This window comes from bacterium (Candidatus Blackallbacteria) CG13_big_fil_rev_8_21_14_2_50_49_14 (assembly GCA_002783405.1).
Classification (GTDB): Bacteria; Cyanobacteriota; Sericytochromatia; order UBA7694; family UBA7694.
Window position 1 is genome coordinate 1 of the sequence record PFGG01000026.1, and the last position, 12,269, is coordinate 12,269.

The 12,269-nt window shown below is 44.0% G+C and carries 11 protein-coding genes and 1 pseudogene (1 of these 12 running past the window's edge); 8 read left to right on the plus strand and 4 right to left on the minus strand.

The genetic code is table 11. From position 1 onward, the window contains the following. Positions 1-746, plus strand: a 746-nt coding sequence (locus COW20_05795; protein ID PIW49449.1) for a hypothetical protein, incomplete at its 5' end; no start/stop codon positions are given. Positions 747-813: 67 nt separating this feature from the next. Here the strand turns inward: COW20_05795 and COW20_05800 are convergent. After that, positions 814-2,730, minus strand: coding sequence for a hypothetical protein (locus COW20_05800; GenBank protein PIW49450.1), 1,917 nt, complete (start codon positions 2,728-2,730; stop codon positions 814-816). Positions 2,731-2,763: 33 nt separating this feature from the next. Between COW20_05800 and COW20_05805 the strand changes: the two genes are divergently transcribed. Beyond that, positions 2,764-3,237, plus strand: coding sequence for a hypothetical protein (locus COW20_05805; GenBank protein PIW49451.1), 474 nt, complete (start codon positions 2,764-2,766; stop codon positions 3,235-3,237). Here the strand turns inward: COW20_05805 and COW20_05810 are convergent. Together COW20_05810 and COW20_05815 are read right to left on the minus strand one after the other, a co-directional pair. Beyond that, positions 3,218-4,273, minus strand: a complete 1,056-nt coding sequence (locus COW20_05810; protein ID PIW49452.1) for a hypothetical protein — start codon at positions 4,271-4,273, stop codon at positions 3,218-3,220. The genes COW20_05805 and COW20_05810 overlap by 20 nt on opposite strands. Before the next feature lie 268 nt (positions 4,274-4,541). Next, entirely contained in the window at positions 4,542-4,790 is a 249-nt protein-coding gene (locus COW20_05815) for a hypothetical protein (GenBank protein PIW49453.1), read from the minus strand. A gap of 239 nt (positions 4,791-5,029) precedes the next feature. Here COW20_05815 and COW20_05820 point away from each other — a divergent pair, with 239 nt between their 5' ends. The 3 genes from COW20_05820 to COW20_05830 all read left to right on the plus strand — a co-directional run bounded on the left by COW20_05820 (position 5,030) and on the right by COW20_05830 (position 6,868). After that, on the plus strand, positions 5,030-5,518 hold the full coding sequence (locus COW20_05820; protein PIW49454.1) for a hypothetical protein: 489 nt from the start codon (positions 5,030-5,032) through the stop codon (positions 5,516-5,518). Between the two features lie 14 nt (positions 5,519-5,532). Next, positions 5,533-6,066, plus strand: a complete 534-nt coding sequence (locus COW20_05825) for a hypothetical protein (GenBank protein ID PIW49455.1) — start codon at positions 5,533-5,535, stop codon at positions 6,064-6,066. Between the two features lie 121 nt (positions 6,067-6,187). Next, positions 6,188-6,868, plus strand: coding sequence for a hypothetical protein (locus tag COW20_05830; protein ID PIW49456.1), 681 nt, complete (start codon positions 6,188-6,190; stop codon positions 6,866-6,868). A gap of 57 nt (positions 6,869-6,925) precedes the next feature. Here the strand turns inward: COW20_05830 and COW20_05835 are convergent, their stop codons facing one another. Beyond that, positions 6,926-8,443, minus strand: coding sequence for a hypothetical protein (locus COW20_05835; protein ID PIW49457.1), 1,518 nt, complete (start codon positions 8,441-8,443; stop codon positions 6,926-6,928). 1,167 nt (positions 8,444-9,610) lie between these two features. Here COW20_05835 and COW20_05840 point away from each other — a divergent pair. From COW20_05840 to COW20_05850, 3 genes and pseudogenes are all read left to right on the plus strand, one after another. Beyond that, on the plus strand, positions 9,611-10,015 hold the full coding sequence (locus COW20_05840) for a hypothetical protein (protein ID PIW49458.1): 405 nt from the start codon (positions 9,611-9,613) through the stop codon (positions 10,013-10,015). Between the two features lie 3 nt (positions 10,016-10,018). Next, on the plus strand, positions 10,019-11,458 hold the full coding sequence (locus tag COW20_05845; GenBank protein PIW49459.1) for a hypothetical protein: 1,440 nt from the start codon (positions 10,019-10,021) through the stop codon (positions 11,456-11,458). A 71-nt stretch (positions 11,459-11,529) separates the two neighbouring features. Next, positions 11,530-12,269 (plus strand): annotated as a pseudogene (locus COW20_05850) (hypothetical protein); it runs 826 nt beyond the window's last position.

Below are 12,269 nucleotides of genomic sequence, written 5' to 3' on the forward strand. Positions count from 1 at the left end.
GAATCGAAATTCCAGCCGAGATTGATACTCCAGAAGCGCTTCACCAATACTTGAAACAGCACGAAGAACCCTATTTAGCTGATGACTTGAGTCATCTCATTCCTATGCTCTACCAGGAACTCAAGGACATCGACATCCTTGTGCCAGCACAGCAAGAATTGATTCGCAAGGAAATTCAGGCCTCAGGCCAGGGCGAACTGGCTTATATCTTCAATATTCTCTACCGCAAATTCCATCTGTGGCAGGAGGTTGTCACAACCAACCTGCCTTGTGCCCTCTTATCCGAGGCCCATCGACATCTGTGGCAAAGCAGAGAGTTGCCGGAGTTGGCCCGTCCTGACATGGACGAGCTACAGATGCTTGGCATCACTGTACACAGCCCGTCCCTGGAGTATCGCCCCCTGTATCACCCCACTGAGAAGCTGATCGTGTACGCCATGGCCACGCCAGCGTTTCAGGCTTGGTTCGACGAAAATCACTGGCTGACAGATTCTCTCGTCTTTTTATTCGAAGAAATGCAACTGTCGCCCCAAACACGCTTTTTTCGGTTCGAGCTCAGCCTGCGTGAAGGAGAGCCCTGGAATGAATGCTTTGATGCCTTGACCAGCAAATCTATCAACGAATCGCCGATCGGGGGTAAACCAGCGCAATTACCGCCTACTGAGATCTACTACGATGATCTCCATCGCGCTTATTTGCATGGGTCTGACGCCACCTTCCCCCAAAAGGTTGTGCCATTCCGTTAATGGCCAGGCTCACTTACTCAAATTTGGGCTCGCCACATCGGCTCTTGTCAGAATCCATAACCAGCGCCTACTTAGCGCTGGCTATTTTCTGCTCCCCCCAGGTGCTCGAAGCCACCTCCTGAAATCCATTCATAGCCAACTCTAAGCGGGCTATGGGTGTTGTACGGCTACCACCAGCTCTGGAACTCTCCAGCGGCACATGCCCCATATAGGTAATATCCGCAATCTGGTTTGCAGGTAAGCGCACCGAGCGAACATCACGAGGATTATCAGCCGCACTGTTCAGTGTGATCTCAAAAGTCACATTCAGAGGTATAGGTAAAGTATTCTCTACAGAAAAACTAGCTTTGACAGTATCAACGGGGTGCTCTGTAGTGACAATGCTTTGACCATTAATCTCGCGAATAATCGGGCTTAGCTTGTAATTTTGAGTTAATCCTGTTTCTTCAAATCGTTTTATATCAACAGTGGGCTCAGAAACACGAATTCCATCCTGTAAAACTGCCAAGAACTGCTTCTCAGCATGGTTCGTTGGCGAGTTGATCACATTTTGATAAATTTCCTGAAGGTCAGATTTATCTGAATCTAACCACTTCCCTGCTTGTGAATCACGCACTTTCGCAAACAGCGACGTCAAACGAACCCCTGTTTGAGCAGCATTGGCCAGACGGGTATAGCGAGGAAGTGATGTCTGAAAAGCAGCAAAACGCTCATCAAGAGAAGAGACAAGCGTTTCAGGCACAAACAGTGTTTCAGCCCCGTATTTGTCTATCAGGATGCTGGCAATCTCTTTGTTTTGCGTTGCCCAAGTGTCCATTTGCTCAGGTGTGATCTCTGGATAGGCGTATGCAAACGTAGCCAACAGCTCCTGATACGCAAGGAGTGTCGGTGCCTGAAGAACCTTTTCTCTGGCTTCTTGGCGATTCTGCACCTGACCAGACTGTCCAAAAGCAGAAAGCGCCGCTTGATACACAGGTAAAATGCGAGACATCGTTAACATAGCCATATCAAGCAACTCACGATCCATCCACCCCCGTTCCCGAAACCCCTGCATGAAACGCCCATGATTATTTGCCAACTCACAGAAAATTTTAAAGGCGACCAAAAATTCAGATTTGGGCATCTCGCCCTCCAAAAAAGCAACAGTGCGGGCTTGCATAATTTCGGTTGCTCGCAGCACCAAGTGCTCGTAACCTGTGTCATGAAGGCGTTGATCAATCGTACGTTTACGAAAGTTCCGGTTCCCTGATGCCCCGGAAAAGCTGGAAGAGTACAGTACAGCACGCAAAACTTCGATGTCTTTCAACCGCTCCTGAAACCAGGGGCTTTGATCATCCAGTTTTTGAAAGGAATCAACCGCAGCCTGGAACCCCTCAGAAGCCTCTTTTATATCTACGGAAGTAGCCTTTACATTTTCCTTTTCCTCACCCGTAGACTCCCAATGCCCCATATATGACCAGAAAAAGGCACGGGAGAAAAAAAGACGCCGTTTCTCATCGTCAGTCATTTGGATCCCATCCAGTTGTTCCTGGGTAAATTCCATGAACTGACGGGAGTCTGGATAAATATCTTTCACTCCTTTCTCCCCCATCAATGACGCCAGTTTTTGAATTTGCTCTATCACATAGTCGCCAGTAATCCCTGGGTCTTCATGGGCCATGATATACCGTTTCCCTGTGGTAGCATCTTGTACAGGGTAGGCCAGAATGGCAGTCCCATTCATAAATACGAGACCGGATTTCAAGGTATAGGCACCATCAGCCAAAACGATGTCCTGATCGATGTCACGCAGAACAGTCTCTTCCCTAACGGTTTGGGTTTGCTCCTGGGTTTGCGCGAATGCCTGTGGAGTATCCAGTACACCGCCATACTGGGCACCAAAAGCGAGGCACACGGCAGCAATCTTCTTACCCACTCGCTTCAGCAGTGAGTTTTGGGTGTTGCGTTTTTCACCTTTTTCCTGTAATCTTAGGAGATTTTTCATAGGAAAATACGTTATTTTCTCTTTCAAACCTACATGAAAACCCGAAAAAGTCAACATATACTGTTCACCATCGCCCTCATTGGTTTTTTTAGTTTCCAGAGCCTTCTTCCTGCTTTTGCCTTAGTAGAGCCGGTGAAAAAGGTGGTTGATAAAAAAAATGCTGTTGATAACACCGCTGAAGATGATGCAATCAAAGCTTTTAATGAACAGCAGGACGCCATCACCAACTCCCAGTCCCGCCTCGGCGACGAGCTGAAAAGCCTCCCTGGCCCGAATATCAACTTTGCAGAGCTTTTGCGCTGGGTGATTACGGTTTCTGCATCTTTGGCGGGAAGTGTGGGGCTGTACCTCCTTGTTATGGCTGGATTTAAGAGCATTTCAGGTACAGAAGAGTCCCACAATGAGTTAAAGCAAGTACTCGTAAGGGTTTTGGTTGGGCTCACCGTCATTTTCTTCTCGTACAAAATCATTGAGTTCATCATGGGCATCATTTGGGCCGGGAATTAGATTTTGTATCTCTTTGGCCAAGAAAAGCCTGGACGGCACGATGGGAAAAAACACTTTGTTTACGTACATCTTCAGACAGAAGCCGGGTGTAGATTTCAGTGGTACGAATATCTTTATGGCCAAGGAATTGCTGAATATCTTCACGTCTCATCCCAGATTGAATGCACGAGCGGGCAAAAGTGTGGCGTAAACTGTGAAGATTGCAACCCGGCCGATCAATACCGGATTCCTGCATTAATTTCTTGAATCGAGCACGAATCACCCCATAGGAGATGGGGCTATTGGGCTTGACCCCAGGAAAAATAAAGGTCGAAGTAGCTGAAACAGCTTTGTACGCGCTCAAAGCTTGAAAAACACATCGGGGAGCATAAACAATCCGCGATGTATGGTTTTTACTGTCACGCACAAAAACCTGACCTTCTGGGTCAATGTCATTCCAACGCAGAGCCAAAGCCTCTCCTACCCGCAAGCCCGTGTACAAAAGCAGTAAAAAAAGAGCGTGTTCACGGTGTTGCTTTCCCTTACGGACAGATTCCTGAAGATTGGCCAACAACAAACGGCACTCCTCTGGTGCCAGAAAGTGCCGGCCTTTTGCCGCATTGATTTTCGGCAAACGTACTCTACGAGCGGGATTGTCTTCCCACTCCAAGAAATCAAAGAACAATCGGAGGTAATAAATGGCACTGTAACGGTAGGCTGGGTGCGTAAAATCTTTCAAAAAATCTTGCACCAAGACAGTGACTTGCTCAGAAGTAGTGATACTCCCCTGCTCCTGCAAAAAACGAGCAAACTTACCCAAAATACTCCTAGCATTGGCCAACATGCTCGGTCGGCAAGATCTGCTTACAGTGAGATAACGCTCAAAGTCAGGTAAGCGCTCTATGCCCTGAAATAATTGGCCAATGGGCTCAACGGATGTGGGTGCTACCTGCAACTGAGTACTGAATATATGCGCGCAAGCTCTGAAACCAGCTTGAAATGCAGTATTGTATGATGTCACTAAACCATTCAAATGAAGCTGATTCGGGCTTTTCATAAAATTTGAGGGAAATTGTTAAAAGGGTGTTCATTGACATATGATGGCCAAAGAACTGATTTGGCAAGACAAAGGGCCGCTGTACAATACTGCATTGTAAATCTCAACCACACACCAGAATATAGAGCACGGGACAAGACACAAGTCTCTTCTTATCCAAAAGAAGAGGCATTAGTCATTGAAGCAGAGACAAAAAAAACTTATTGGATGCCTGAAGAGCACTGGGACAAAATTCAGCCAGCGCCTTTACCTTTGCACAGCTAAAAATTTAGTGGATGAGTAATAAATTTAATTTGCGTTGAGCTAGTTCTAGCCAATAGGCAACCGTATCGATCTGTTCGTCATCATCCAACTCTTCAGAAAGAAACTCGCCCAATTCTTCCCAGTTCAAGTCCGGGTAAAGCACGCGAAAATATTCCAGCTCATACTGCGCAAGCATCCGCTCGACAAGAGATTCCAATTCAGCCAGGTTATCAGCTTGTTCAATAGGCCATTTGTAATTAATGCAGTTCTGCATGGGTCATTGCTCATAAATCAGGTACGGTAGAAAGTATGCTGTACTTTGATTCGTGGTCAAGGTGATAAAAAATAGGGTGAGATTTTAAGGCTTCCAGATATCAAAAGGTGTCTGAAGTTGGTTTCAGCAGCGGGCAATATGGCACACCTGAAAAAAAAGAAATCATGAAAAGAATTGGTGTCCAAGCCAATCACAAAAAAAAGGCTGTCTAAAGTAGGGTATCTACTCGCCTATTTTTCATGATTGCCCTGCTTTTTTTTCGGTCGGTGTGCCCCGTGATGCCCGTGAAACCAACACACTTACAGACACGCTCTTTGAAAACCAGGAAACCCCCACAAAAACACACCCCCTATTTCTTCTCAACCAATCTTATGAAACCACTCAAACTCGAAGAACAACTGAATTACTTCACCGGCACAGAACGGTATTATCAGATGTACCCACGTCTGAATCTGACCGATGGAGTTAAATTTCTTTGTGACAAGGCTAAATGCTTCTGGTTAATGGACCTTATTTGGTCTTACCAGGCACTGCCCCAAGTCCGAGATGTTGCATTTCAGTTCTATACAGTCCAAGTGAACCCTGAAAATCAATCTGCAGTTGTCACCTGTATGGCTGATAACGAACAGATACTGAAAAAACAGTTCATTGAGTGGACAGACTTTCCACTGAGTTCAATTCGCCTGTATTACACAGATGAAATCGTATTGCTTCCCTCAGAGTACTAAAAAACAAGGGGCTGGTGGAATTTTCCCCCAGCTCCCCTATTTCTTCATTTTTAAAGTTTATGAATAATTCAAATCCTGGCAAGACAATTTATGCTTATCTCAGCGAAGATTTGCAAAAAGCATCAGAACGAGGCAAAGAGATAGATTTTTTCTGGTATGGACGAAAGTTTCTTCAAATTGCACTGGAGGAAAACGATCTTCCTGAACTGCTTGAAAAATGCCGCTCTTGTCTTTTTGATGCACTGATATACGAATCTCAGCAAAAAAACATGTCATTGACTTCCCTACTTCAAGATCCAGACACCCTGCATTCCCTGATTTGGGACACCATTGACGGGTGTACCCCAGTTTACAAATGGATAACTCAAACACTGAATTTTCTTTATGAAGAGGAATTGAGTGATATCAACGAACAATACGGTGATGATTACTTTATTTCTGGTGCAAATTCAATCAGGCAGTCCATTCAGTACTACCTTTTAGATGGTTTACAGAAATATGCGACCTCTATCAGCAAAAATGAACAGACTGACCTCCCCCCTTCATAAAGGGGGTTGGGCATCAGCGTTGGGTTAACGCTTGACAAGACCAAAAATAAAGAGAAAAATCTTTATCACAGAGGTTGAGCACTTTTTTCAGGAGTAAAGTTCCCCTCTTTAGCTACCCAACTTGATTACAAAACCGATTATGAGCCATCCCTATAACCTGCGCGAGATCCAGAAAAATACTGGCCTGAAATATGAATTCCTACGCAGAATCGTCAAAGAAATACCTGAACTGTCTGTCGCCTATGCGGTCAAAGGTCAAAACAATGCGCTATATTTTGAAACCAATGGCCTGGTTTGCTTCAGAGAAATAGCCAAAATGAAAGAAGAAGGCTATACCCTTCCCAGCATTCGAAGCCAGGTAATCACTTCCCTACCAAACCAGGCAAAAGAAATACAAAACAGCCCTGCCGATCAACAACAAAACCAACCTACCCAACCGCAGAACAATATTTTGCTCAAACTGCTGGAGGAGGCTCAAGGAAAAGAGCGTGAGAATTACCAAATTGCTTTATCTGCGAAAAATTCTTTAATTGAGCAGCAACAAGCAACGATCCAGGCGCTAGAAAATGGGTTGAAACTTTTGACCGATGGCCGCCCCCCTGAAATGGTTCGCCAAGAGGCTAAAGAAAGGGAAGGGGAGTTATTACAGCTTCGCCAGGTAAAGCATGAGGTTGAGAGCTTGAAAAAAGAGCAGGAGTCACTGTTGATTTTGCTGAAAAACTGTCGCTGGTACCAAGGAAAAAAAAGAAAAACCCTCTATTTGCGCCTAGCAGAACTGACAAATAAACTTGCTGCCGAGTGAAGCACGGAACGGGGTTCGCTCGGCAGCAAGTCCGGGCCGGAGGCCCGTTGGGTTGAGTTACCCAGTCACTTGATTCATAAATTGGAGAAAGGCGAGCGCTTCAATCTCATGAGATTTACAGCCGCTATCCGCCATTTCATAGCGCAATTTTGAATCAACCTGAAGCATGTCTCGAACCTTGGCCAGTAAGGTGTCTTTGTGCTGCTCAACCCATTCTTGCTGATTGGTAGGTGGCATAACAAACCCAAGTAATTCAGCTTTGGCATTGGCCACCGAAAGCAGACTCCGAGATTTCAAAAATATTTCCTTATTCAAAGTGGCACCTTTGGTCAAGGCCCGAAAAGAAGCATCACCACCGCATAACTCTACAATGCGCGGCTGTAATTCCTCAAATTTTTCAGAGGAATACTGCTTAAAGAGCCCCAGTTGGTAATCCGACCACAGGGATTTGAATGCTTGCTGAAAAAATTGCAGGTAGCGGTCTACAAAATCTTGGTGGGGAAGTTCACTGTTTGTTTCCTCTGGAAGCAAAATATTTTCAAAGAGTTTCGTACGAATATAACCGCCAGGATTACTGAAACCATTTGGTCTAGACTTAACTTCCTTGGCAATGGCGGTTAAGCGCTGTACACAAAACTCTTCCCCAAGTTCTTTACTCAACGCCAAAACACGCTCTTTGACTTTGGAATCCAATGACAACCCTAACTTGACAAGCTTATTTAGCTGGACTGTAACCAATTTTGAAAGAACCTGTTGCTCTTCAGCCTTCAATTCAGGAGCTTGGCGAGAGACGAAAAACCAAACTTTCGTAACAAAACGCCCTGTGCGCAACCCTTTATATTTAACATTTATATTTGTCTGTTTATTAATAGATTCAATGGATTTTTTAAGGATTTTATCATTAAGGCGCATATAACCACCGTAGGTCTTCTGCAACTTCTTATCAATATGTAAAATATCATTCAGAATAAAGGAAATGGTTTCTTCACAGATCACCTGGTCATGGTCAGGCACAAGTAGGCGTGTAAACCAATTATACAAAGCAATATCATACTTACTCTTAAAAGAGTAAACACCTTTACGGGTGATATAGGCATAAATAATGGGATCTTTTAGTTTATCCCAGACTGGTTCGGTAAATTCGAACGTGATAATGCCATCTTTTAACTGCGATGGCCCTAAAATCTGAGCCATACTCCAGCCTGGATTTCGATCCTTTCGGTGAACATTAAAATCCAACACCGTTTCCATTAATAGCCTTATATTGTCTTTTAAAAGATTGTAATTATTGGAAGTTATTCCCATTTCTTCCATTACCGTACGCACAGGAATTTGAAATTTTCGCTGAGTCTGAATTTCCTTTTTGGTTAAGCTCACCAAAGCCACAAAAGACTTGTATGGCCCAACCTCCATCAATTTGTTCGTATCCAGAAACCCTACTGCCATGCGAAGGTAATCAGAGTCAACCTTTGACATTGTTGTGGAATTAAGAATTGTAAAGAGAGAATCATGATTGTCCTCCACCTGCTTTGCCCCCAGAAAAGATTCACCCCTACAAGGTCGCATAAAAAACACAATGAGTCAATCCACATTGTGTTTTTAAATGATTTACAATCTAAAGGGGCACCAGATTGTGGATGAGCTGTAAAGTAGCTTTTGAATAAGATAAAGAGGTAGTTCTGACCTACTATTCAAGACATCTTAGATTCCAAAGGGGCACCAGATTGTGGATGAAAATTCCAAAAGGGCACCATTCATCCCTAAGTCGGTGTTTTTATTGAGAAGTTTATGAGGCAAAATTGGTAAATACAGCAGTTGATGGCACTTTGACGTGCCCCATCCCTAAGTCGGTGTTCTTATTTTCCTCAATTCATCAACAAAAACATACCAAAAGCCCATCTAGACTTATGAACAGCCTATTGCTATTCTCATCCCTAAGTCGGTGTTGCTTCATCCCTAAGTCGGTGTTTTTATATCCCTAAGTCGGTGTTTTTACGTCCCTAAGTCGGTGTTTTTATATCCCTAAGTCGGTGTTTTTATTTGTCATGTAAAATCCTGGAAATGGTTGTCACAAGCGGGTTTTCAGGATCGCCATTTTTTGCTCTTAAATTCTTTAAATATTTTAAATTTGATCAACATCATGCGCGTGTACGCGCGAAAGGTGATGATTTAAAGATTTTTTAAAAAACCAAAAACCAAAGACATAAAGAGGAATCCAAAGAGTCAAAATACAGGCTCCAGTAGCCTTAATTTTCTCTTCTGGATCACTTTTGGTATATCGATACATTTTTGCTTAAAGATTGCCCTTAAAACCGATTTAAATCGGTTTTTGTTTGACAAGAAATTTGTTTGTGTTAACTTCAATATTTTGAGCAAAAGCAGATGAGTTTTTTTAAAAAATTACTCCATACAATAGTTATTATCAATAATATGATTGATTAATGGAGGCTTAAAGGCCTCGAACAAACGGTTCGCTTCGCTTCCCGTTGTCATACCCTTAGTTGACGGAGAGCCTAAAAAATATTCCGGTAGAGGGCATGACGGAGCAGCAAGTTTGCATTTTCGCACGAACATTGATATGTTAGTAATTGGCGCCGGGCAAATGCAACTTGCCAGGCGGGGGATACCCCCTCTGGACTCCCCCTGAATAAATCGCGAAAAAATAGGCTTCTGTATATGTGTTTGTATTTGCCCCATTTTTTATCGAGCATTTTATCTGTGATTTTTGTAATGGAGTGATTGATGGAAGACAGACAAATCTACATGCAGAAATACCGAGAAGAGTACAAAGATCGGAAACGTCGGGTGACGATCACTATGACGCCAGAGGAACACCAACTCTTCTCTCTGGAATCAGAAAAGTTGGGTTTAAGTATTCCAGAAACAATCAAACATATGGCATTGAGATACAAAACAGCAGTACCCCTTATTCCTGCTGCAAATCAAAAAATAGCTGATGAGTTAAAATTTCTGATCAGAAATTTAGGCAATAACATCAACCAAATTGCCCACAATATGCACTTGAATCGCCATTTATACGGCCCTGAAGCAAATGCGCATGCCAATCGTGTGTTACAGGGATTACAAGATAAGCTGCATAATCTTGAAGAAGAAATGAGCAGTGTATTTTTGCTTCACGGTCGGTAAAGAATGATTATCAAATCCCTCTCACGAAAAAGTGATAGTTACGATCAACTTGTGGCCTATATGCAGCAGGGCAGTCATGCTGACTTTACTGTCTATCACAACGTTTACCGCACACAAGATAGCGGCAAAATTATTGAAGAATTTGAAAGCATGGGGGGACAATTGCCCCAACGTAAAAATGGCAACATGCTGTACCACGAAATTCTCAGTTTAAAGAGACAAGAGGGAATAGATTTAGAAGAGCAGAAACATGCCCTCTATGCCATGGTTCAAGAATATCTCCAAGAAAGGGCGTCTGGCCAGCTTGGATATGGTTGCATGCATATTGAAAAAGAACATCTCCACATGCATCTTATGCTCAGCCCAAATCGCATTGACCGCCCCAGCCGTCGTGTTCGCCTCACAAAGGCACAACTTTGGGACATTCAAGGACGCATGGAAATGTTTTTACAAGAGCGTTGGCCACAACTTCGAGAACGCAGTCTTTACTCTCGAAGCGCTCCACCGGCATTCAAAAAGAAAGATCGGGAATTTCAGCTGGAACAACGCACAGGCAAACCATCGGTTAAAAGCCAGGTCAAGGAAAAACTTCAGGTGGTGCTTGAACAAAGCACTTCTCAAACCTCATTCAAAAAGCATTTAGATGAGCTGGATATGCAATTGGTCATACGCGGAAAAAACCCTGTTATTGTGGCTACTGGCAGGCGTTATCGGTTACAAACCTTGGGGCTTTTACCGGCTTATGAACGCCTGCTTGTTTTGGATGGATTAGCTCAACAAATGAAATCACACAATAATCCGATAGTACGCCCACAAGAAACCAATCAGGAATCTTCATCACCTGCCAGTCAGGTCAAAACAGTCACAGAAACGCAAACTCCTGTGCCTGTTTTAGATGCGCCGACCGTACATACGCCGGTAAAAGACGAAGAACTTTCCCATAAAAAAAGCACACCACTATTTGAACAAAACAGGGAACCGTCTCGCCCAATAGAGTCCCCCAAAGTACCTGCAGTGTCAGAAAAAACGGGGGTATGGCAAAAATTACGTGAAACGGCAAACAAGGCCCAGACTGTAATCAAAGAGTTTCGAGGTGAGTTTCATGAATCCCTGGAAAAATATGCACAGAGTAAAGAACCCAAAATGCACTCAAGAGAGGAGTTTCGCATGCCCCCACGGGAGAAAGAAACTGAAGAACGGCTTGCACGCTTGAAAAAGGCCAGAGAGAAAGAGCAACCCCAGCGCACTGAACCTCGTCGAGATAAAGAACCCCATTCTTCACATAGACAGGAGTCCCAAAAGGCAGATCAAAACCGTGCTTTACGCAAAGAACAGCCCAAACAACGGGAAGACAGAGAATCTCAGGAGCGCCTGAATCGGTTACGCAAAGCACGAGAGCAACGCAGTAGAAATGACCGTCAACGCGATTTTGAAAGGGATTAATCTTTTTCTGGAGAAAAAAACAAAATTTGTTATCCTGCAAAAGGACGGCAAAAACATAACAAGCGGGTAATATGGAAGTTTTGATTGGCTTGATTCTGATGGGAGCAGTGGCTGCTTGGGCTGTCGCCATTATGGATAAAAGTACGGGCATTATCTCCGGGCCATTTCGCTTATTTAAACTATTGTCTGGGCCACTGGCATGGCTCTTTTTTCCGCATGAAAAGCCAAAAGGCGCACGGTTTTTGAGTGAGAATGAAACAGAGCAAATTCTGAAGCCCAGAAACAAAGGGCTTCTGATTGATGGTAAGCAACGCCGAATCTCCCCTGAAGACAGCTTTAAAAACGCCATTGTAATTGCGCAGGTAGGGGCAGGGAAGAGCCGTCGTTATGTGATGCCCAATATTCTAACCCTCGACAATTGCTCTTTTGTCATCACTGACCCTGCTGGTGAACTCTACGCGAATACGGCCGGAGACCTGGCCAAGCGCGGCTACAAAATTTATGTGCTGAACCCCTCTGACCCCATGCAAAGCAACCGTTATAATCCGCTTAAACGGGCCTCTACCTATACACAGTTTCAAGAAGTGGCTTCTGTGCTCGTTGATTCTGCGGTCACTGGCCAGACTTCAGATGGTGGGTTTTGGAATAATGGAGCAAAAGAGCTGATTGAGCTGTTTATTGCCTGCTTGTATCGTTATGGGAAAACACATAAATACACCTACCATTTACCCAATGTTTATCAGCTCTTGCAGCGACTTTTTGATGCAGAAGCCATGGATGTCTTTATTGCCCAATATGCGCCGGATGAAAG

Coding starts and splice junctions, on each gene's coding strand:
- COW20_05800 (PIW49450.1), bottom strand. CDS start 2,730: ATGAAAAATCTCCTAAGATTACAGGAAAAAGGTGAAAAACGCAACACC.
- COW20_05805 (PIW49451.1), top strand. CDS start 2,764: ATGAAAACCCGAAAAAGTCAACATATACTGTTCACCATCGCCCTCATT.
- COW20_05810 (PIW49452.1), bottom strand. CDS start 4,273: ATGAAAAGCCCGAATCAGCTTCATTTGAATGGTTTAGTGACATCATAC.
- COW20_05815 (PIW49453.1), bottom strand. CDS start 4,790: ATGCAGAACTGCATTAATTACAAATGGCCTATTGAACAAGCTGATAAC.
- COW20_05820 (PIW49454.1), top strand. CDS start 5,030: ATGATTGCCCTGCTTTTTTTTCGGTCGGTGTGCCCCGTGATGCCCGTG.
- COW20_05840 (PIW49458.1), top strand. CDS start 9,611: ATGGAAGACAGACAAATCTACATGCAGAAATACCGAGAAGAGTACAAA.
- COW20_05845 (PIW49459.1), top strand. CDS start 10,019: ATGATTATCAAATCCCTCTCACGAAAAAGTGATAGTTACGATCAACTT.